Consider the following 21806-nt stretch of genomic DNA (forward strand, 5'->3'; position numbering starts at 1 on the left):
CAGTAGATCCACGCCATGCGTGGATGCGACCCAACATCAGTGCCGACCAACGGTCGGCACCCACCGAAGCTGCCGGCCAGCGGCCGGCACTACCCTATTCCGGTTTGTCAGGCGCCCACTGCTTGAGGAACGCGGTCACGCGTGCGGGCTGGAAAGCTTCGCCCTTGCGCAGCTCACCGGTCGCCTGCGACACCAGCAGGCCACCATCGGCGTCGAGCACCAGCAGGTACGGGTAGTCACGTTCCATCACCGGGTACTGGGCGAAGAAGGCAGCGTTGGGCTGTTCGTCGCTGGCGTTGACCTTCACCCACACGTAGTGGGCATCGCGGAAGCGGCGCAGGTCGCCGTTGCCTTCCACCATCTCGTCCAGCGCCTGGCAGCGATCGCAGGCGGCGTTGCCGACCTCGAGCAGGATGCGCTTCTTGCCGCGCTGGGCTTCCACCTTGGCGGTGGCCAGATCGTCGGCGGGGTCGCGGGCCGGGTCGAACTGCGCGCCGAGCCCGGCGATGGCGGCGATGTCCGCCGCCACCGGAGTGTTGCCCGAGGCCACCGGTTCGCTGGGGTCAGCGACCGGTGGCTCGGTGGGTCGGGTATCCAGGGGTTGCGTAGGCTCGGCAGCGGCAGGCGGTTGCGGTTCGGAACAGGCGCCGATCAGCGCCGCACAGACCACCACCACTGCACTACCGAGCTTGCTGCGCATGCCTTCTACCCTCTCATCATCATTTGACGCCGTGCATCAGCTTGTTGATCAGCGGGGCGACCAGGAACAGCACCACGCCGGAGCCGATCAGGGCCCAGAACCCGAAGGTATACCCCTTCAGGGCCGACTCGACCGTCATGCCGCCTTCACCACTGACCACGCCAGCGAAGATGCCCGACAGGTTGTTGCCGATGCCGGTGGACAGGAACCAGCCACCCATGCCGAAGCCGACCAGGCGCACCGGGGCCAGCTTGGTCACCATCGACAGGCCGATCGGCGACAGGCACAGCTCACCCACGGACTGGATGACGTAGACCATGAACAGGGTCCAGAACGGGATCTTGCCGTCCACGACCATCTGCGACAGGGCGAACATCAGCAGCGCGAAGGCAGCGCCGTTGAACAGCAGGCCCAGGCCGAACTTGCGCGGAATGGACGGATTGGCGCGGCCCATGGCCACCCAGATCCAGGCGATGATCGGCGCCAGGGTGATGATGGCCACCGAGTTGACCGACTGGAACCACGCGGTCGGGAAGGTCCAGTCACCGAACTGGCGGTTGACGATGTTCTCGGCCAGGAAGGTGAACGAGCTGCCGGCCTGTTCGAAGAACATCCAGAACATCACGTTGAAGGCGAAGATGATCAGCATGGCGATCACGCGGTCGCGCTGTACCTTGCCCTCGCGGACGCCCTCGACCAGCAGCAGGATGGCCAGGGCGGTGAACATCGCACCCAGGATCCAGGCCAGCGCGGTGGCGCCGGTAGCCAGCAGGAAGTACGCAACCGGGATGGCGACCACGGCACCGGCCAGCACCATGATGATGCGGCCGAAGCCTTCAGCGCCGGCCGGCGGTGCACCGATGCCCTTCAGGCCGGCACGACCGATGTAGAACCACACCAGCGAGATCAGCATGCCCACGCCCGAAGCGATGAACACGACCTTGTAGGACGGCATCGCATCGGTACCGAACACCTTGCGGGCCAGGTACTCGGTCAGCACCGGGGCGATCATCGCGCCGATGTTGATGCCCATGTAGAAGATGGTGAAGCCCGAGTCGCGGCGCTCATCCTTCAGCCCGTACAGCTTGCCGACCATGGTCGAGATGTTGGGCTTGAACAGGCCGTTGCCGACGATGATCGTGGCCAGGCCGAGCTTGAAGATGTGCTCCTGCGGCAGCGAGATCATGAACAGGCCGGCGGCCATGATGATCGCGCCGGTCAGGATCGAGCGCTGGTAACCCAGTACCCGGTCGGCCACGTAGCCACCGAAGATCGCCGCGGCGTACACCAGGGCCAGGTAGGCGCCATAGATGCGGCTGGCGTCGCCTTCACCGGCAGCGCTGCCGTTGTAGAACTGGGCGACGATGTACAGCACCAAGGCCCAGCGGATGCCATAGAACGCAAAGCGCTCCCAGAACTCGGTCATGAACAGCATCCACAACGGGCGCGGATGGCCCATCGTGGTCTTGAAGTCCGGCAGCGCCGGCTCTGGGGTGTTCGCAGTGGCGTTTAGGCTCATGCGGATTTCCTGGTTCGGTGGATGACGAGCACGTCCGCTGTGCAGTTGAAGCAACGCGCGAGGATCACCGACTTCTGGCGTTCACGTCAAATACACGCCGTTTGAGGCAGGTCACGGCCTGCTCGCTGAACTTGCATCTGAAACGATCCAGCCGATGGCCGGGGTCCAAGCTGAATGGGGGTCAGCCCCGTTCTGCGGGGGGCGCGGCCTGCAGGCTGGTGCGCACCTGGAACAGTTCGGGGAAGAAGGTCAGCTCCAGCGCCTTGGCCAGGAAGCCCACGCCGGACGAGCCGCCGGTGCCGCGCTTGAAGCCGATCACGCGCATCACGGTGCGCATGTGTCGGAATCGCCACAGCTGGAAGGCGGTCTCCAGGTCCACCAAGTCCTCGCACAGCGAGTACTCGCGCCAATAGCGATCGGTGTCCTGGTAGATGCGCTCGAAGACCGGCTGAAGTGCGTCGTCGGCCACATGCGGCTGGGTCCAGTCGTGGGATTCGTACACCGCCGGCACGGCATGGCCGAAGCGGGCCAGGTACTTCAGGAATTCCTCGTACAGGCTGGGCGCTTCCAGCACGATGCGCAGCTGCGCCTGCCCGGCCGGGTCGTGCTCGAACACCTGCAGCATCTGCGCGTTCTTGTTGCCCAGCAGGAACTCGATGTAGCGGTACTGCAGCGACTGGAAGCCCGAAGACGGGCCCAGCACGTCGCGGAAACCCATGTATTCGGACGGGGTCAGCGTTTCCAGCACCGACCACTGCTCGGTGAGCTGGCGCAGCACCTGCTTGCTGCGCGCCAGCACCTTGCGGCACTGCCAGACTTCATCGCGCTGCAGGAAGCCGATCGCCGCGCGCAGTTCGTGGCCGAGCAGCTTCAGCCACAGCTCCGAGGTCTGGTGCTGGATGATGAAGAGCATCTCGTCGTGGTGCGGCGGGCTGGACAGCGGCTGCTGCGCGCTGAGCAGCTGGTCCAGCCGCAGGTAGCCGCCGTAGGTCAGGCGTCCCTGCAGGTCGGTGTGGATGCCGGCTTCGAGATCGCGTTGGTTGTTGTCGACGGACATGGGCGGGACCAGATCGGGGGCGGCAAGGGTAGCGCGTTGCCGCCGCGCTGGCAGCCGCCGGGTCCATACCGGGGCGTGCGGTTGGTCGTGGAGCATCGGCCGATGCCGGGCCTGCGCGTGGAACCGTCCAGGCCGTTGTACTGGCGGTCAGCCAGAGGCGTATTCTGATGCTTTGCAGCAACGACTGAATACGTTGTTGTTATTGGCCCCCCACCCGCCGGCAGGGGTAAAACGGGGAATCGCCGTGTTGCGGCGCAGGAAGGCTATTCCGTACGCGTTCCTTAACATGGCGATTCATATCATTTGTAACTTCTCTGTCGAAGGTGCAGTACGCAATGACGGTTGCCGCTGAATTCAAGATCGAATACCTGCAGTACCTGGACGCGGACGGCAAGCTCGTCCGCGATGACCTGCCCGCGTCGCTGCGCGACCCCAAGGTCCTGGTACCGCTGTTCAAGCAGATGCTGTTCGTACGTACGTTCGACAGCAAATCCATTGCGCTGCAGCGCACCGGCAAGCTCGGCACCTATGCCGCCTGCCTGGGCCATGAAGCCGCGCACGTGGGTATCGGCGCTGCGATGCAGAAGGACGACGTGTTCGCACCTTCGTACCGCGAGTATGGCGCGATGTTCATGCGTGGCGTGCGCCCGCACGACGTGCTGATGTACTGGGGCGGCGACGAACGCGGCAACGATTACGGCGGCAACGCGGCCAAGGACTTCCCGTTCTGCGTGCCGATTTCCACCCAGTGCCTGCATGCCGCAGGCGCCGCGCTGAAGTTCAAGCTCAACAAGGAACCGCAGATCGCCGTTGCGGTGTGCGGCGACGGCGGCAGCTCCAAGACCGACTTCTACGCGGCACTGAATTCGGCCGGCGCCTACAAGCTGCCGCTGATCCTGTGCATCGTCAACAACGGCTGGGCCATCTCGGTTCCGCGTTCGGCCCAGACCGGTGCCGAAACGCTGGCGCAGAAGGGCCTGGCCGGCGGCCTGCACTGCCTGCAGGTGGACGGCAACGACCTGATCGCAGTGCTGGCGGCGATGGAACAGGCGCGCGAACGTGCGCTGGCCGGCGACGGTGGCACCGTGCTGGAACTGATGACCTACCGCCTGTCCGACCACACCACCGCCGACGACGCGCGCCGCTACCGCGACGACGCCGAAGTGAAGGATGCCTGGCAGCGCGAGCCGATGCTGCGCCTGCGCAAGTACCTGATCAACGCCGGCGTGTGGAGCGAGGAAGAAGAGGCCGCCTGGACCGCCGAGTGCGGCACGCGCGTGGACGAGGAAGTGAACCTGTACCTCAACACGCCGGTGCAGCCGGTCGAGGCGATGTTCGACTTCCTGTATGCCGATCCGCCGCCGGACCTGCTGGCCCAGCGTGCCCAGGCGATCGCCCTGGAGAAGCGCCATGGATGAGATCAAGAACGGCGCGCCCGGCGCGCACACCAACGCCGCCGACAGCGCTGCTGTCGCGCGCGGAGATGACAGCATGACCACCACCCCGATCACCCTCATCGAAGCCATCACCCAGGCGCTGGCCTGGGAGCTGGAACACGACCCGTCGGTGCTGGTGCTGGGCGAAGACGTGGGCGTCAACGGTGGCGTGTTCCGCGCCACCGCCGGTCTGCAGCAGCGCTTCGGCTCGGACCGCATCCTCGACACCCCGCTGGACGAAACCACCATCGCCGGCCTGACCATCGGCCTGGCCGCACAGGGCATGAAGCCGGTGGCCGAAGCCCAGTTCGACGGCTTCATGTACCCGATGGTCGACCATATCGTCTGCCACGCCGCCCGCCTGCGTTACCGCACGCGCGGCCGCCTGCACTGCCCGATGGTGCTGCGCGTGCCGTGGGGCGGTGGCATCCGCGCGCCGGAACACCACAGCGAAGCCAACGAGGCGATCTTCACCAACGTGCCGGGCCTGCGCGTGGTGCTGCCGTCGTCGCCGCAGCGTGCCTATGGCCTGCTGCTGGCCGCGATCCGCGAACCGGATCCGGTGATCTACATGGAGCCCAAGCGCATCTACCGCCAGTACAAGGAAGTGGTCGTCAACGACGGCGAAGCCTTGCCGCTGGACGTCTGCTTCGTGCTGCGCGACGGCACCGACGTGACCCTGGTGACCTGGGGCGCGCAGGTGAAGGAAGCGCTGGAAGCGGCCGACAAGCTGGCCGGCGAAGGCATCAGTGCCGAAGTCATCGACGTGGCCACGCTGCGTCCGCTGGACTTCGCCACCATCGCCGAATCGGTGGCCAAGACCGGCCGCTGCGTGATCGTGCAGGAGGCCCCGAAGACCGCGGGCTTCGGCGCCGAGATCGCCGCGCGCCTGGCCGAGGAATCGATCTACGACCTGCTGGCCCCGGTCGAGCGCGTCACTGGCTACGACACCCACATTCCGCTGTTCCGCCTGGAAATGAAGTACCTGCCGAGCGTTGAGCGGATCGTGGCTGCGGCCAAGCGCGCGGTGGCGGCCGGCTGACATGCGGGCCCGCCTTCTGGGGGCTTACCGCAGCCAGTATCCCAACCCGCTCCGGTTCCACACCGGCCAGATCGTCGAAGTAGGTGTCCGTGACGAGGAATGGCCGGCGTTTGCCTGGGTACGCACCAACGATGGGCGCGCTGGATGGGCGCCCATCGCCTGGTTGCAGCTGCTGGACGAGGGTCGCGCCGAAGCGCTGTGCGACTACGACGCCCGCGAGCTGGATGTGGAAAGCGGCGAGATGGTGAAGCTTCATCACGAACACGGCGGGTGGTGGTGGTCCGAGCGCGCCAATGGCGCGACGGGTTGGCTGCCGGCCCGCGAACTGGAACTGCTGGAAGAGAACTGCAAATGAGCCAGACCAAGAACTTCAACCTGCCCGACCTGGGCGAAGGCCTGCCGGACGCGACCATCGTCGAGTGGTTCGTCAAGGAAGGCGATGTGATCAAGCTGGACGAGCCGCTGGTGTCGATGGAGACCGCCAAGGCCGTCGTCGAAGTGCCCTCGCCCTTCTCCGGCAAGGTGCTGAAGCTGTCCGGCGCCGCAGGCGACATCATCCCGACCGGCTCGGTGCTGGCCAGCTTCGAACTGGACCCGAACCTGCCGCAGCGCGCCGATGGCCAGGACACCGGCCACAGCCACGGCCATGCCGCACCGGCTGCCGCACCGACCCCGCCGCCGCTGCCGGCCGCCGCTGCACCGGTGGCCGTCGAAGCCGCCAAGCCCGCCGCCGCCGAGCGTGATGACGCCGGTACCGTGGTCGGTGCCATGCAGAGCTCCAATGCCGTGCACGCCGAGCAGGCGCTGGCCGTCGGTGGCGTCAAGGCCGTGCCGGCCGTGCGTGCGATGGCGCGCAAGCTGGGCGTGGACCTGAGCCGCGTGGCCGCTACCGGCACCGATGGCGCGGTGACCATGGCCGACGTCAAGCAGGCCGCTGCCAACGGCACCGCCAAGCTCGGCGCCGCGCCGGCACCGGTTGCCGCGGCTGCGTATGCCGCGCCGGCCCCGGCGCAGGTGTCGGCCCCGGTGCAGAGCGAAGCCCGCACCCCGCTGTCTGCTGCCGGCAAGCCGATGCGCACCCAGCCGCCGGGCGTGGTCGCCAAGGGCCAGCCGGAACCGCTGAAGGGCGTGCGCCGCAACATGGCCCGCGTGATGGCCGATGCACACAGCAAGGTCGTACCGACCACGCTGAACGACGACGCCGACATCCACGCTTGGCTCCCGGGCAACGACGTGACCGCACGCCTGGTGCGCTCGATCGTGGTCGCCGCGCAGAAGGTGCCGGCGATGAACGCCTGGTTCGACGGTGAAGCGCTGACCCGCACCCTGCACGCGCAGGTGGACATCGGCATCGCCGTGGACACCGACGACGGCCTGTTCGTGCCGGCGCTGCGCAACGCCGACATGCTCGATGCACGCGGCATCCGCGAAGGCGTCAACCGCCTGCGCGAGCAGGTGGAATCGCGTTCGATCGCCGCCTCGGAACTGAGCGGCTACACCATCTCGCTGTCCAACTTCGGCATGTTCGCCGGCCGCTACGCGACCCCGGTCGTGGTGCCGCCGTGCGTGGCCATCGTCGGTGCCGGCCGTGCCCGCCACCAGATGACCCCGGTGATGGGCGGCGTGGAAGCGCACAAGGTGATCCCGCTGTCGGTCACCTTCGACCACCGCGCGGCTACCGGTGGCGAAGCCGCCCGCTTCCTGCGCGCGATGATGGACGACCTGGCGCTGGCCAGCTGATCAGGTGGGTGCCAACCATGGTTGGCACATGAATTGAAAGAAACGCCGGGCAATGCCCGGCGTTTTTTTATGCACCCATCCACGCATGGCGTGGATCTACACAATGTGGGCGATCAATCGCGCGCCACCATGCCCTCGGCGCGGCTGTACACGCGCAGGCGGTGACCATCAGGGTCGGCACCGACGAAGGTGTGGCCGAATTCCAGTGTCACCGGTGCCTGCAGAATCTGCACGCCGAGCCCGCGCCACGCATCGTGCATCCGCTGCACGGTCTCCGGGTTGGCGACCACCATCGCCAGTTCGGCGGCACCGGCCTGTGCGGACACCGGCGGCTGCACGTCGTCGCGTTGCCACAGACCCAGCGCAGCGCCATCGCCGAGCAGGAACAAGGCAAAGCCGGGCGACTGCTCGACCGGTGGCTTGCCGAGAATGCCACTGTAGAAAGTGGCGCTGGTGGCGACGTCGCGCACGTACTGCAGCAGGGTGCTGGGCGTGAACATGGGGGAACCTCCGTTGTTGGGAGCGTTCATGGTGGTACGGCCCTGCTGACAGATTCTGTCAGTAGCGTCGAGCGTGTTCGACTGCTGTTGCCCCTGCCCTGGTAGAGGTCGAGCTTGCTCGACTGCTGTTCGCGAAGATCAAAGGCGGTCGAGCAAGCTCGACCCCTACCAGGAACGAAGAACGAAGGCCGCCCTCCCCCAGAAGCAGGAAGCGAAGCACAGAAGCAGTCGAGCAAGCTCGATGCTACGAACGGTCCAACCAGTCCGGAGCGATGCCCTGTGCCTTCTGCCAGCGCCGCAGGAGGGTGGCGCGTGGCACGAGGTAGTGATCCTCCAGCACACGCACCTGGCGGATGCGATCCAGGCGGAAATGACGGAAATCCTCGCGGCTCTCGCACCACGCCGCCAGCATCGGCACTTCATCGAAATAGCCCAGCGCGAACGGCCAGACGATGCGCTCGGTACGTTGGCCCTGCGCATCCTGGTAGCCAAACTGCAGTCGTTGTTGCGCGCTCACCGCTTCGCGCACAGCCTGCAGGCGCGCCGCCGGCACCTTGGCCGCCGTTCGCGAAGGTCCCACGCGCAGGCCACTGTCACGCAGCGCTTCGCGCCGTGCTGCAGGCAGTACATGCGCGATGCGCGCCAGGGCATCACGCGCGGCCTCGGCCAGCGCAGGCTCGGTGCGCGCCGCAACCCAGCGCAGGCCCAGCACCAGTGCATCGATCTCGGCGGGTGGCAGGGTCATCGGCGGCAGGGTATCGCTCGGTGCCAGCTGGTAGCCGACGCCGGCCTCACCACGCAGGTCGGCGCCCTGCTCGCGCAGGGTCTCGATATCGCGGTACAGCGTCCGCAGGCTGATGCCCAGCGCTTCGGCCAGCACCTGCCCCGCGACCGGCCGCCGATGGCGGCGCAGCAGCTGTTGAAGCTGGGTCAGGCGCAGCGCACGCGACATCAACCGACCAGTGCGCTGGAAGTCACCACGTGCTCGCCCGGCGGCGGAGCCAGCGCGGCATCCACCAGTGCCCTGGCAATCCGTTCGGCCGGATTGATCCGCCACGCCCGCGGCAACACCGGCCCCAACACGCCCAGCACCCGCAGGGCGAAGTGTTCGCCACGGCGCACCTGCTGCCGCTGCCCGCCAATCAGGCCGGGCCGCACCAGAGTGAGCGAAGCAAACTCGAGCGCGCGCAGATCGCGCTCCAGTTCACCCTTCACCCGGTTGTAGAAGATCGCGGAGCCTGCATTGGCCCCTGCTGCCGAATTCAGTACGAAGGCGCGCGCACCCTGGCCGCGTGCCAGCCGCGCAAATGCGAGCGGGTAGTCATGGTCGATGCGATGGAAGGCCTCACGGCTCCCCGCCTGGGCCATCGTGCTGCCCAGCGCGCAGATCACCGTATCGACCTGCGCCCAGTCGGGCGCCTCCGGCAGGGCGTCGAACTGCAGCAGCGGGGCGTACAGCTTCGGGTGGGCCAGGGTCAGCGCCCGTCGGGTCGGGGCCACCACGGCACGGCAGCGCGGGTCGTCCAGCAGCATCGGCAGGGCCAGCCCGCCGACCAGCCCGGTCGCCCCCAGCAACATCACGCGCATCACCACCTCCACTGCGGCATCCTGTCGCCCATCCTAGCCGTTCAAGCCGTCGGCGGCCGCGCCGATATGCTGGAACCAGTCCCTGCCAGCCCCAGGATTTGCTCGATGACGGACCAGCCCGACCACCGCCCTGCCCCCGGTACCGCCCTTGGGCCGCCGGCACGCGTCCGCGCGGTGGTGGATGACGGGCTGGGCGACCGCGTGGTGTTGCAGGGTGGCGGTGGCGTGGCCCTGCAGCAGCTGTTCGCCGGGGCCGACGCACCGGAGCCGCTGCTGGCCGCGTTCGCCAACGGCATGGCCACCCTGCCCGGCGAACTGGGCGACATGGGCGATCGCCTGCAGTCGGCACAGGCCAGCGCCGATTGGCCGCGCTACGGGCGCGCGATGCGGCAGCTGATCGACAAGTACATCCGCACCATCGAGCAGCATTCGCCGGACGGGCAGCCGGAAAGCCTGCGCCTGTCCGAGCAGCTGCGGCTGCTGCTGGGCGGCGCGGTGGTCGCGCTGCTGCAGCACGACCCGGACCTGCGCGAACAGGCGCAGGCGCTGGCCACGCGCCTGCGGCAGTGGCAGCCCGGCACGGCCCTGGAACCGATCGAACAAGGCGTGCGCGAACTCGGCCACCAGGTCGGCGTGCGCGCCGAGAGCTGGCAGGAGCAGCAGGCGTTGCTGCTGGAACTGTTTGCGTTGCTGCTGGAGAACGTGAGCGAGCTGCTGGATGACCGCAGCTGGCTGCAGGGCCAGATCGCGGCCGTACGCCAGCTGCTGGACGGGCCGTTGGAAGCTGAAGCGGTCGAGCGCACCCGCGCCGAGCTGCGCGAAGTGATCTATAAGCAGGGCCTGCTGCGCCAGGGCATCGACGATTCGAAGGCGGCGATGCGCGGGCTGATGGGCGAGTTCATCGAGCGCATGGATGGCATGGCCACCAGCACAGGTGAGTACCACGACCGCATCGGCAGCTACGCGCTGCAGCTGCGCGAGGCACGCAGCATCGCCGACCTCAACCAGCTGCTGCAGGACGTGATGCGCGACACCGGCAAGGTGCAGCAGCAGGCCGCACAGGCGCGCGATCACCTGGCCAACGCGCGCCAGGAAGTGGAGCGAGCAGAGCAGCGCATCGCCGAGCTGGAGCAGGAACTGCGCGCCGCTGGTGACCTGGCGCGCATCGATCCGCTGACCCAGGCACTGAACCGCCGTGGTCTGGACGAACTGCTGCAACGCGAGCTGGCCCGTGCCGCACGCAACAACTCCCCGCTGGGCGTGGCGGTGATCGACCTGGATGATTTCCACCAGACCAACGATGCACATGGCCATGCCGGTGGCGATGCACTGCTGCAGCACCTGGTGGCCGTCTGCAAGCTGCTGCTGCGCGCCACCGATGGCATCGCGCGGCTGGGTGGCGACGAGTTCGTGCTGGTGCTGCCGGAGACCCAGGGCGCCGACAGCATGGCCACCGTGCAGCGCTTGCAGCGTTCGTTGGCGCACCGCGTGCTGACCGTGCAGGACCGGCGCGTGCCGGTGCATTTCAGTGCCGGGCTGGCGCAATGGCAGCCCGGCGACGATACCGAGACCCTGCTGCGCCGCGCGGACGATGCGCTGTATGCGGCCAAGCGGCAGGGCAAGAACCGGGTGCAGGCGGGGTAGTTCTCCGGTACACCGAAAACGCTTCGGTAGGTGCCAACCTTGGTTGGCACGCGTGGAAACAAAGCGCCGACCAAGGTCGGCCTCTACCGGGCAATGGGCCGCCGCTTACTTCCCGCGCAGCTTCTGGAACCCGGTCACCGCTGCCAGCACGATGGCACCGGCGATGATGCCGACCACCATGTTGCCCACCGCACCGATCAGCCAGCCCCACTGCCCCTCGCCGCCCAGCGCCTGCACCGCGTGGTGCAGCGCCGGCACGTTGTGCACCAGGATGCCGCCGCCGACCAGGAACATGGCGATGGTGCCGGCCACCGACAGGAACTTCATCAGCCACGGCGCCGACGCCACCAGGCCGCGACCGAAGGCGGCAATGGCGCCGCCCTTGCGCGACAGATACAGGCCAACGTCATCGAGCTTGACGATGCCCGCCACCAGTCCGTAAACGAAGATCGTCATCGCCAGCGCCACCACCGCCAGAGTGATCAGCTGGTTGGTGAACGGCGCGGTGGCGACCACGCCCAGGGTCAGCACGATGATCTCGGCCGAAAGGATGAAGTCGGTGCGGATCGCGCCCTTCACCTTGTCCTTCTCCCACGCCACCATGTCCACCTCGGCATCGGCCAGCGCCTTGCGGCGCTCGGCCAGACGCTCGGCATCGTCGTCAGCCGAATGCAGGAAGCGGTGCGCCAGCTTCTCCACGCCCTCGAAGCAGAGGAAGGCACCACCGATCATCATCAGCGGCACGATCAGCGGCACGTTCCAGCCGCGGCTGTGCAGCCAGGCTTCCAGCGCACTGATCGCCAGGGCCGCCGGCACCAGGATCACCTTGTTGACCAGCGAGCCCTTGGCCACCGCCCACACCACCGGCAGTTCGCGGTTGGCGTTCACCCCGGTCACCTGCTGCGCGTTCAGCGCCAGATCGTCGCCCAGCACGCCTGCGGTCTTCTTTGCCGCGACCTTGGTCAGCACCGAGACATCGTCGAGCAGGGAGGCGATATCGTCGAGCAGGGCAAACAGGCTGGCACCGGCCATGGGGCGTCCAAGAAAGGGAATGAGCGGATTCTGACCGATACCGGGGCAGCTGCGGAAGCGGCCGGATTCACCGCGTGCCTACCGCCCCCCGGCGACACTGCGGAATCCGGACATTGCCGGCCAGCGGCCGGCACTACCTGTATTCGTCGCATGGGAGTGTCGCTTGAGCAATCCGCCCACCGCCAATGGCAACCCTCCGCTGGTCAAAGGCATGAACCGGCGCAGCCAGATCCTGCGCCTGCTGATGCGCTACCGCCATTCGGGCGTGTTCTCGGGCATGAACCTGGACGCGGCCAGTAACCAGGCCGACGTGCCCGCCGATGGCAACCCGGAACAGTTCGTCAGCGACCTGGAAGCGCTGGGGCCGACCTTCGTCAAGCTGGGCCAGATGCTGTCCACCCGCCCGGACATGGTGCCGGTGGAGTTCGCCACCGCGCTGGAGCGCATGCAGGAAAAGGTGGCCGAGATCCCGGTCGAGCGCATCCACACCATCGTCGAGCAGGAACTGGGCGCGCCGGTGAACAAGCTGTTCGCCGCGTTCGATCCGGAGCCGCTGGGCTGTGCCTCGATCGCGCAGGTGCATCGCGCGGTGCTGCACGATGGCCGCCAGGTGGCGGTGAAAGTGCAGAAGCCCGAGGTGGCCGCACAGCTGCGTTCGGACCTGGAGGCGCTGCGCAGCTTCGCGCTGGCCGCCGACCACCTGACCCAGGTCGGCCGCCGCGTGCGCCTGCGCGACTGGCTCAACGAGTTCGCCAAGACCCTGATGCAGGAGCTGGACTACCACGCCGAGGCCGAGAACCTGGCCCGGTTCGGCCGACACCTGAAGCCGTTCCGACGGCTGTGGATTCCGCAGCCGCTGTGGGATTACAGCAGCCAGCGCGTGCTGACCATGGAACTGGCCACCGGCGTGCGCGTGGATGCGATTCCCGATGTGCGCCGCACCGAGCAATCGATGGACCCGCTGGCGGCGGCGCTGATCCGCGGCTACCTGGACCAGATCTTCGTGCACGGCGAAATCCATGCCGATCCGCACCCGGGCAACCTGCGGGTGATGCCCGATGGACGGCTGGCGATCTTCGACCTGGGCATGGTCGCGCACATGCCGCCGCGCCTGCGCGAGCGGCTGCTGAAGATCCTGTTCGCTGCCGTCGATGGCCGCGGCGAAGAAGTGGCCGACGACCTGATCAGCATCAGCACGCGGCTGGAGGCGTTCGATGAAGAACGCTACCTGCGCGAGACCGGCCAGCTGATCGCGCGCTACGCCGCCAGCGGCAGCTTCTCCGAAGGCCGCGTGGTGCTGGACATGGTGCGCATCGCCACCGCCTGCGGCCTGCGCACGCCGCCGGAACTGAGCCTGCTGGGCAAGGCCCTGCTCAACCTGGAAACCGTGTGCCGGCTGCTTGCACCCGAGCTGGAAACCCGCCGCATCGTCGAGCGCCAGCTGCAGCACGTGATGCGCGCACGCCTGAAGAAATCGCTGTCGGCCGCCAACATCGCCAGCGAGGCGATGGAGCTGCAGCAGCTGCTGCGCGATGGACCGCGCAAGCTGTCGGACATCATGGCGCTGCTGGCCGAAAACCGCCTGCAGATGAAGGTCACCGGCCTGGAAGAATCGCGGTTGATGGAAAACCTGCAGAAGATCGCCAACCGCGTGGCGGCCGGCATCATCAGCGCCGCATTGATCATGGCCGCCGCGATGATGATGAAGATCGACACCGGCTGGCACCTGTTCGGTTACCCGCTCATCGCCCTGATCCTGTTGTTCATCGGCGTGGTGCTCGGCTTGGGCATCGTAACCAGCGCATTGCTGTTCGACCGTCGTGCGCGGGCACGGGAAGAACGTGGGCATCGCTAGCGCATCGACGAAAACTCCCGTATTCATGCGGTTTTTAATGCAATCCAACGAACCCTTTCACGCTCGTTTTACCTTCTGAGCGCGATTGCGCGCGCGTTATTTCAACAAACATTTCAGTCAGGTTCGTGCATGCACTATCGGGTCATCGGCCTGTCATGTGCATGTGCTTGTGGCAGCGCCGGTCGGATGGACACGCGTCGGTACGACGTCCATCACCACCACCCCGTCACTGCCGAAGCTGCCTATGCTCTGGATACTGCTGCTGTCGTTGTTGCTGTTGTGCTGGTTGTTCCTCGCGTCCGGCAAATGGGTGTGGTGGAAGGCCGGTGCGTTCTCGCTGTTGCTGCTCACGCTCAGCGCGTGGTGGCTGATCGACAAGCTGTCCGGTGATGGGCTCAATGCCGCCACCCTGTACCACCTGGGCGCCGACATGGAAGGCGCCGGTGTCTCCGATTTCAAGGGCTATATCGCCGGCTTCATCGTGCTGGCGCTGGTCTCGCTGCTGCCGCTGTTCGCCACGCGGGTCAAACGCTGGCGCCGGCCCGGTCACGGTGGCGCGTTGTTCGCCGGTTTCGCGGCCGTGTGGGTGGCCACGATCATGATCAGCCCGCTGGCCCGCGACGGCCAGCGCCTGTACCAGCAGCTGCGCCCGGTCGACTTCGCCCGCATCGCCCCCGAGTACCAGGTACCGACGCAGCCGCTGCAACGCCCGCGCAACATCGTCTGGATCTACGGCGAAAGCCTGGAACGCACCTACCTGGACGAGAACGTGTTCCCGGGCCTGATGCCCAACCTCAATCGCCTCGCCAGCCAGTCGCTGGACGTGCGTGGGCTGGCCTCGGCCGAGGGCAGCGGCTGGACCATCGCCGGTCTGGTCTCGTCGATGTGCGGCGTGCCGCTGACCACCTCGCAGGGCGATGAGAACAGCATGGACCGGATGGGCAGCTTCCTGCCCAAGGCGGTGTGCCTGGGCGACTACCTGAAGCAGCAGGGCTACACCAACCACTATCTGGGCGGTGCCAACGGCCAGTTCGCCGGCAAGGGCCAGTTCCTGGCCAGCCACGGTTTCGATGAAGTGCATGACCTGGCGTGGTTCAAGCAGCAGAAGAAGATCGGCCGCATCCACTACTCGGCCTGGGGCGTGCACGACGACGTGCTGCTGGACACCGCCTACCAGCGCTTCGAACAGCTCTCGCGTGCGGGCTCACCGTTCATGCTCACCACGCTGACCATGGACACCCACCACCCGGCCGGTCACCTGCCGGTGTCGTGCAAGGGCGAGCGCTACCAGAGCCAGTACGGCAACATCAACATGCTCAACGCGCTCAAGTGCAGCGACCGGCTGATCTCGCAGCTGGTGCAGCGCATCCAGGCCAGCCCGTACGGCAAGGACACGCTGATCGTGATCGCCTCCGACCACCTGGCGATGCCCAACGATCTCACCCACATCCTGACCCGGCAGAAGCGCGAGAACCTGCTGCTGTTCCTGGGCGATGGCATTGCCCCGCAGCAGCTCAGCGCCGACGCCGGCACCACCCTGGATTCGGGTGCGACCCTGCTCAGCCTGCTGGACCCGAACCTGAAGACGATGGGCTTTGGCCGTTCGCTGATCGATACCCAGCGCGCGCCCAGCGCCAGCGTGGCGACCCAGCGCGATGGTGGCCGTGACTATCCGCAGTACCTGGCCTTCGCGCGTTCACTGTGGCTGGGCGAACCGACCCGCGAACTGAAGATCGATGGCGATGACCAGGTGGTGGTCGGCCTGCAGCACGTGCAGCCACCGGTACTGCTGGAGTACGACAAGGACTGGGGGTTGAAGTCGGTGTACCTGGAGAACACCTCGCGCCAGTTCGATGATGCCAACCCGGACAACACCCTGGCCTACGTCGACCGCTGCACCGCGTTCGAGGATGGCTCGGCCGACGGCGACTGGTGCGCCCTGCTCGTCAACCGCGACAACGGCATCAAGTTGTACCGCGACCACGACCTGCGCGGCGGCATCGCGGTGGATGCACCGCTGGATGCGTTCCAGGGCCCGCGCCCGAGCGTGCGCCAGGCGCACATGATCACCCAGAAGGGCCGCCGCACCCGTGCCGGCCAGTACATGCTGCAGCTGGTGGCGAGCACGCGCCCGGATCGTGGATTCTGGATCGAGGCGGTGTCCTCGCAGCGCAAGGTGGTGCTGGCCCAGCAGTGGGTGCAGCCCGATGCCAACGGCAAGATCAACGTGTCGTTCGGGCTGGACCACGAAGTGGATGATCTGGAGATCCGCGCGTGGTTGAACCACGCCGAGAAGCTGGCGGTGGACACGTTCGCACTGGTGCCCTCGCGCAGCCGACCACGAGGATAGGGGTTTCTTTGCAGGGCTGCGCCCTGCACCCGTGGTAGTGCCGGCCGCTGGCCGGCAACCTTAGAAGCAACAGCAACAGCGGGCATTCCGTGGGATGGCGGGGCGGTGTGGGGTGGCAGGACACGCCGTAACCCCCCCTCCGGGGTCCGGCCCAGCCGCTGGCGGCTGTGCGTTCGGGCGCTTGCGAAGCAGTGCTTCGCAAGCAAAGCGCCCTCACCCATGGGGGCTTGGCCGCGGCATCCATGCCGCGGACACTCCCGCAACCGGCCCCACCCCGCCTTCGACAGTTTTCCGCGATCTGTCGGAAATACTATTGGGGTCAGATCCGTTTTCCTCCGGAAAACGGATCTGACCCCAGATTGATTTCGATATCTGACAGAAGTGTCGACCAAGGTCGACACCTACCGACAGACGCAGGAATCTGTCAGAGGTGGGGCGGTGTCGGAGTGCGGGGTGTCAGCCGCATGGATGCGGCTGCCAAGCCTCCATGGATGGATTTACGGCGTCCCCGCACTCCGACACCGTCCCGCCAAACCACGGAATGCACGCTGTTGCTGTTGCCTTTGCTCCGGCTCGTAGCAGGTGCAGGGCGCAGCCCTGCAAAGAACCCCCTACTCCTGCGGATCGCGGGTGATGTGGATGTCGGTCGGGGTCGACAGCGGAATGTTCCGCTCGGCCAGGATCTGCAGCAGGCTGAAGTACAGATCGCTGCGGGTGGCATACACCTGCCGCGGGCTGGCCACGTACGCGAAGCTGTTGATGGTGATCTGGCCACCGGCAATGCTGTCGATGTAGACCGTCGGTGCCGGCTGCTTCAGCACGTTGGTGTGCGCGGTATACGCATCCAGCAGCGCCTGCCGCAGGTTGCCGACATCGGTGCTGGGGGGCACCGCGAACTGGATCTGGATGCGGCCCTGGTTGTTGCCCATCGTCATGTTGCGCACGGTCTTGGTGACCAGCTCGGAGTTGGGCACGATCAGCGTCGACTTGTCGCCCACCTGGATCTCGGTCGAACGCAGGCTGATGCGGCGGATGTCGCCTTCCTGGTCGCCCAGCTTCACCCAGTCGCCGATTTTCACCGGGCGCTCGGCCAGCAGGATCAGGCCGGACACGAAGTTCTGGGTGATCACCTGCAGGCCGAAACCAATACCCACCGACAGCGCGCTGACCAGCAACGCCAGCTTGCTCAGCTGCAGGCCCATCGCGCTCAGCGCCCAGATCACCGCGATGATGATGCCCACGTAACGGGCAACGGTACTCACCGAATTGCGCGCACCCAGGTCCAGCTCGGTCTTGGGCAGGTAGGTGTCGGTCAGCCAGCGCTGTACCAGCTGGGTAACGGCCAGGCCAGCCAGCAGAACCAACACCGCCAGCACGATGCGCACCGGCTCCAGCTTGGTTCCGCCAATATCGAATCCAGAGGTGAACAGCGAAGAAAAGCGCTCCACCACCGCGCCGATGTTGCCGAACGGCGCCACCAGCGCCAGCAGTGCAAGCAGCACGACAATCGTGCGCAACGCCGCCGACAGCAGCACGCCCGCCTGTTCCAGCCGCGACACGCTCAGGCCGGTGCTGAGCAGGATGGTCTGGCCGACCTTGCTGTCGGCGTTGAGCATCCACGTGCTCAGGTCGTCGACGAACTTGAACAGCAGGGTCGCGGCCAGCACTACGATGCTGCCGCCGATCAGCTGCTGGTTCACGAACTTGGCAAAATTCAGGTAGCCCAGCAACGTGGCAATGATGGCGGCCACCACGGCGATATTGCCCGCTACCCGGGCCAGTACCAGCCAGCTGCTGCGGCGCACTGGCGTACTCACGCCAAGGCCATCGGCCTGTGCTTCCAGCTTAGCCTCGGCCTCGGCGGTCTGCCGCCGATGCAGGCGCGCCAGGGTCACCAACATGGCCATGATCAGGCCGAGGTAGGTCAGCGCAATCAAGCCGTCCAACGCCACCGTGGTGACATCGCTGGTGCGCGTGGCCTGGTCGAGGGCCACCAGCACCGTGCTCAGCCAGGCCAGCGCCGCCGCGCCCCACGCGTACTTGCGCACCTTCAGCGCGGCGGTATCGTCCAGGTTCAACAGCCGCCATGACGGGCGCTTGGGCACCAGCAGGCAGGCGCTGAGCGCTGCAATGAAGGCCGCACGGAAGGTGGCGGTCTCCAGGCCGTCGGCCACCACCTGCAGGCGCGGCGCGATCGCATCGATGGCATCCAGCGCCGCCATCAGTACCACCACGGCATAACCAGGCAGCAGCGTCCCCACCAGCAGCAGCCACATGGCCAGGCCAGACCGGCGCAGGCGACCGTCAGGCGCGCGCTCGGACGCGGCGAACCTGCGTCCCAGCGCGCGCAGCCACAGCCGCAGCGGGAACATCATCACCAGCGCGGCCAGCAGGCCCAGCAACGGCGTGCCCCAGCCATGGGTGCGGATGCCGGCGACCAGCGCGTCGCGCCCCTGCTCGGCCAACGGCGCAACGCGCGCGATATCGATCGGCAGGCGCTCGGCCACCTTGCTCCACAGCGCAGGCGACAGCGGCGAGGCGACCTTCTGGCCCAGTTCTTCCGTGCGTTGTGCGGTGCGCTGCTGCTCGATGTCCGCCGCCAGCTGCTGCGCACGCACGGCACTGGCCTTGGCCTGCACCACCGAAGCGGCCAGGCCGTCGCGCTGCTTGGTGAGGGTGCGCCGTTGCGCCGCCAGCTCCGGCGGCTCAGTGGCGCCTTCTGCCGGCGTTCCCAGCTGCGCCAGCTGTTCGTTGAGTCGATCCAACTGTGGCTGCAGCGCCTTTTCCAGCGCCTCGGCGTCACGCCGTGCCTGCGAGGCATTCTCGGACAGCATCGCCAGCGTCTCGGTGGCTTCTGCATCGCCACGCTTGCGCTCCACATCCTTCAGGCTGGAATCGATATCCGCCAGCTGCTGCTTCGGCGTGGGGTCCTCATCCTGCGCAAGCACCGGCGCGGACAGCAGGAAGGCGGTGCACAGCAGCAGGACCCACCAGGCCCCCCGTGCACGGATCGATCGCAGGAAAGAAGACACGCAGCCACACCGGTTCGCGCGGACCACCGCGCCTGCGCGCGACTATACGGCAGAGGCGGTCAAGGCCGGATGGGCGCCCCCGCCAGCGTCGCGCATCAGTACTTCAGGCGCAGCTCTTCCACCGTCGGCTGCTGCAGCGCGTACCAGTCCTGGAACTCTTCCTCGGTGATCTCATCGGGCGCGTACACCGCCACCGGGTGCCAGTCGTGGTCGGTCGGCAGCGGCTGCCGCGGGCCGGCACGCAGGCTGTAGGCCACGCCCTCGTAGTCGACCAGGTCGTCGACCTGCGGCCACTGTTCGCGCGCGAACGCGGATTCACTCTTCAACAGGATCACCTGGTACATCGGCACCTCCACCTCGGTTGGATCAGGAAAACACGGCGCTGGCGGCAGGATACCGCCACGCCGGTGACAACGGGCGCTCCGCCGGGGCGACGGAACGTTCTGGACACGGCCATCGCCCCGGCTTCACCCGCCCATGGCAAGGCCATCGGCATCGTGGAGGCCCACCCCTGCCACGACCGCCGATGACCGACCACCCGCCGCTGAAGACCGTCGCTGACCTCAAGCTGCCCCGCTACCTGGGCACCTGGTACGAGATCGCGCGCCTGCCGATGCGCCACGAGCCGGAGGGCTGCACCGACGTGTCTGCGCACTACACCCTGCTCGACAACGGCAACGTCGGCGTCACCAACCGCTGCCGCATGGACGGCGAGATCGAGGAAGCCACCGGCGAGGCCTGCGCCGTCGACAACGACAGCGCGCGCCTGGAGGTGAGTTTCCTGCCCAAGGGCCTGCGCTGGTTGCCGTTCGCCAAGGGCGACTACTGGGTGATCCAGGTTGCCCCGGACTACAGCGTGTCGCTGGTCGGCAGCCCGGACCGCAAGTACCTGTGGCTGCTGGCGCGCGAGCCGCGCTTGGACGCGACCGTGCAGGACCATTATCTGGCGGCGGCCCGCCTGCAGGGCTTCGATCTGTCCGAACTGATCCAGACGCCGCATACCGGCCAGCCCACGGCCTGAGCCACGCACGGCCATGGACCTGAAGAGCGGTTACCCGTGGTGGGCGGTGCGCAACGGCCTGATCCACGCCTTCCCGCCGCTGCAGCAGAACCTGCGCTGCGACGTGCTGGTGGTCGGCGGCGGCATCACCGGTGCGCTGATCGCCGACGAGCTGTCCCAGCATGGCCACGACGTTGCAGTGATCGAACAGCGCGACATCGGCTGGGGCAGCACCGCCGCCAGCACCGCCCTGCTGCAGTACGAGATCGATACCCATCTGCTGGAACTGGCCGAGCGCTACGGGCAGGACGCCGCTGCACTGGCGTACCGGGCCTGCGCGGAGGCAATCCCGGCACTGGCCGAGGTGGCGCGCGGGGTGAAGGACGTGGATTTCCAGCGCATGGACAGCCTGTACCTGGCCAGCCGCCTTCGCGACGTGCCGCGCCTGATGGCCGAGGGCGAGGCGCGGCGCGGCATCGGCCTGGATGCCCGTTGGCTGGGCCCGGAGGCACTACGGGAACGCTTCAACGTGGACGCTGGCGGGGCCCTGCTGACCCGGCAGGCCGCGCGGGTCGATCCCTACCGCCTGACCTATGCGCTGCTGCAACGCGTGTGCCGGCGCGGCAGCAATGTGCATGACCGCACGGTGCTGCATACGCTGACACCCACCGCGCGCGGCGTGAGCGCCCTCACCGAGGGCGGCGCCACCATCCACGCCCGCCACGTGGTGCTGGCAATGGGCTATGCCAACCAGACATGGCTGCAGCAGCGGGTCGCGCGCAACCGCAGCAGCTATGCCTTCATCACCGATCCCATCGATGCGGACGTGCTGGGCAGGCTGCGCAACACGATGGTGTGGGAGAGCGCACGCCCCTACCTGTACCTGCGCGCCACCGGCGACCGCCGCCTGCTGGTGGGCGGGCTGGACGACGCCATCGATATCCCGGCCCGGCGCGACCGGCGCGTACAGCGCAAGGCCGACAAGCTGATGAAACAGCTGCTGCATTGGTTCCCGCGGTTGGACCCGGTGCCGGCCTTCTCCTGGGCCGGGACCTTTGCCGAGACGGCGGACGGCCTGCCGTTCTTCGGCCCCCACGCGCAGTGGGGCCCGCGGGTGCATTTCGCCATGGCCTACGGCGGCAACGGCATCACCTATTCGATGATCGGCGCCCAGCTGCTGCGGGCCCGGATCGAGCGTCGCAGGCATGCGCTGGAAGGGCTGTTCGGGTTCGGGCGGCTGTAGCGCGCAGCCCGGCAGCGTCCGGCTCTACCCCAATCCGGCGCCGACAGGCATCATTCAAGCAACCCCTGC

Annotated in this window: 17 protein-coding genes and 1 pseudogene; 9 read left to right on the forward strand and 9 right to left on the reverse strand. The window is 67.2% G+C overall.

Translation table 11 applies throughout. The annotated features are described in order from the left end of the window. Positions 1–94 precede the first annotated feature (94 nt). The 3 genes from ACZK1G_RS20540 to ACZK1G_RS20550 all read right to left on the reverse strand — a co-directional run bounded on the left by ACZK1G_RS20540 (position 95) and on the right by ACZK1G_RS20550 (position 3276). Entirely contained in the window at positions 95–700 is a 606-nt protein-coding gene (locus ACZK1G_RS20540) for a thioredoxin family protein (protein ID WP_049443942.1), read from the reverse strand. A 19-nt stretch (positions 701–719) separates the two neighbouring features. Continuing rightward, entirely contained in the window at positions 720–2219 is a 1500-nt protein-coding gene (locus ACZK1G_RS20545) for a peptide MFS transporter (RefSeq protein ID WP_101766206.1), read from the reverse strand. A gap of 181 nt (positions 2220–2400) precedes the next feature. Next, positions 2401–3276 carry a tryptophan 2,3-dioxygenase gene (locus ACZK1G_RS20550; protein ID WP_014038762.1) on the reverse strand — a complete coding sequence of 292 codons (876 nt, stop codon included), beginning with the start codon at positions 3274–3276 and terminating at the stop codon, positions 2401–2403. Positions 3277–3611: 335 nt separating this feature from the next. Here ACZK1G_RS20550 and pdhA point away from each other — a divergent pair, with 335 nt between their 5' ends. Genes pdhA through ACZK1G_RS20570 form a run of 4 tightly spaced genes read left to right on the forward strand, consistent with a single transcriptional unit; the run spans position 3612 to position 7494 of the window. Beyond that, positions 3612–4694, forward strand: a complete 1083-nt coding sequence (gene pdhA, locus ACZK1G_RS20555) for a pyruvate dehydrogenase (acetyl-transferring) E1 component subunit alpha (RefSeq protein WP_049443946.1) — start codon at positions 3612–3614, stop codon at positions 4692–4694. Continuing rightward, positions 4687–5754 (forward strand): alpha-ketoacid dehydrogenase subunit beta, encoded by a 1068-nt coding sequence (locus tag ACZK1G_RS20560; protein WP_005419896.1) that lies wholly within the window; start codon positions 4687–4689, stop codon positions 5752–5754. The genes pdhA and ACZK1G_RS20560 overlap by 8 nt, the downstream gene beginning before the upstream one ends. 1 nt (position 5755) lies before the next feature. After that, positions 5756–6109, forward strand: a complete 354-nt coding sequence (locus ACZK1G_RS20565) for an SH3 domain-containing protein (protein WP_005411349.1) — start codon at positions 5756–5758, stop codon at positions 6107–6109. Further along, the gene (locus ACZK1G_RS20570; RefSeq protein WP_101766207.1) at positions 6106–7494 is read left to right on the forward strand and encodes a dihydrolipoamide acetyltransferase family protein; all 1389 of its coding nucleotides are present in this window, start codon (positions 6106–6108) and stop codon (positions 7492–7494) included. The genes ACZK1G_RS20565 and ACZK1G_RS20570 overlap by 4 nt, the downstream gene beginning before the upstream one ends. A 113-nt stretch (positions 7495–7607) precedes the next feature. On the opposite strand, the gene ACZK1G_RS20575 is transcribed toward ACZK1G_RS20570, so the two are convergent. From ACZK1G_RS20575 to ACZK1G_RS20585, 3 genes are all read right to left on the reverse strand, one after another. Next, positions 7608–7994 (reverse strand): VOC family protein, encoded by a 387-nt coding sequence (locus ACZK1G_RS20575; RefSeq protein ID WP_049443950.1) that lies wholly within the window; start codon positions 7992–7994, stop codon positions 7608–7610. Positions 7995–8238: 244 nt separating this feature from the next. Continuing rightward, positions 8239–8946 (reverse strand): helix-turn-helix transcriptional regulator, encoded by a 708-nt coding sequence (locus ACZK1G_RS20580; protein ID WP_049443952.1) that lies wholly within the window; start codon positions 8944–8946, stop codon positions 8239–8241. Beyond that, positions 8946–9581 carry a Rossmann-fold NAD(P)-binding domain-containing protein gene (locus tag ACZK1G_RS20585; protein WP_049444066.1) on the reverse strand — a complete coding sequence of 212 codons (636 nt, stop codon included), beginning with the start codon at positions 9579–9581 and terminating at the stop codon, positions 8946–8948. Before ACZK1G_RS20585 ends, ACZK1G_RS20580 begins: the two co-directional genes overlap by 1 nt. A 105-nt stretch (positions 9582–9686) precedes the next feature. Between ACZK1G_RS20585 and ACZK1G_RS20590 the strand changes: the two genes are divergently transcribed. After that, positions 9687–11225 carry a GGDEF domain-containing protein gene (locus ACZK1G_RS20590; RefSeq protein ID WP_014038768.1) on the forward strand — a complete coding sequence of 513 codons (1539 nt, stop codon included), beginning with the start codon at positions 9687–9689 and terminating at the stop codon, positions 11223–11225. A 105-nt stretch (positions 11226–11330) separates the two neighbouring features. On the opposite strand, the gene ACZK1G_RS20595 is transcribed toward ACZK1G_RS20590, so the two are convergent. Next, on the reverse strand, positions 11331–12257 hold the full coding sequence (locus ACZK1G_RS20595) for a DUF808 domain-containing protein (RefSeq protein WP_049443955.1): 927 nt from the start codon (positions 12255–12257) through the stop codon (positions 11331–11333). Between the two features lie 208 nt (positions 12258–12465). On the opposite strand from ACZK1G_RS20595, the pseudogene ACZK1G_RS20600 reads away from it, so the two are divergent. Next, positions 12466–14112 (forward strand): annotated as a pseudogene (locus tag ACZK1G_RS20600) (ABC1 kinase family protein); the annotation flags it as partial. 244 nt (positions 14113–14356) lie between these two features. After that, positions 14357–16462 (forward strand): phosphoglycerol transferase I, encoded by a 2106-nt coding sequence (locus tag ACZK1G_RS20605; protein ID WP_101766209.1) that lies wholly within the window; start codon positions 14357–14359, stop codon positions 16460–16462. A gap of 611 nt (positions 16463–17073) precedes the next feature. Here ACZK1G_RS20605 and ACZK1G_RS20610 read toward each other — a convergent pair. Then, positions 17074–19494, reverse strand: coding sequence for a DUF3772 domain-containing protein (locus ACZK1G_RS20610; RefSeq protein WP_049443959.1), 2421 nt, complete (start codon positions 19492–19494; stop codon positions 17074–17076). A gap of 95 nt (positions 19495–19589) precedes the next feature. Continuing rightward, positions 19590–19838, reverse strand: coding sequence for a hypothetical protein (locus tag ACZK1G_RS20615; RefSeq protein ID WP_006399378.1), 249 nt, complete (start codon positions 19836–19838; stop codon positions 19590–19592). A gap of 182 nt (positions 19839–20020) precedes the next feature. Between ACZK1G_RS20615 and ACZK1G_RS20620 the strand changes: the two genes are divergently transcribed. Both ACZK1G_RS20620 and ACZK1G_RS20625 read left to right on the forward strand, forming a co-directional pair. Continuing rightward, positions 20021–20515: a lipocalin family protein gene (locus ACZK1G_RS20620; RefSeq protein ID WP_049443962.1), complete on the forward strand. Its 495-nt coding sequence runs from the start codon at positions 20021–20023 to the stop codon at positions 20513–20515. A gap of 13 nt (positions 20516–20528) precedes the next feature. Then, positions 20529–21737 carry an NAD(P)/FAD-dependent oxidoreductase gene (locus ACZK1G_RS20625; protein WP_101766210.1) on the forward strand — a complete coding sequence of 403 codons (1209 nt, stop codon included), beginning with the start codon at positions 20529–20531 and terminating at the stop codon, positions 21735–21737. The last annotated feature ends 69 nt before the right edge of the window (positions 21738–21806 follow it).

The sequence above is a fragment of the Stenotrophomonas sp. 109824_Sma genome, assembly GCF_056480025.1.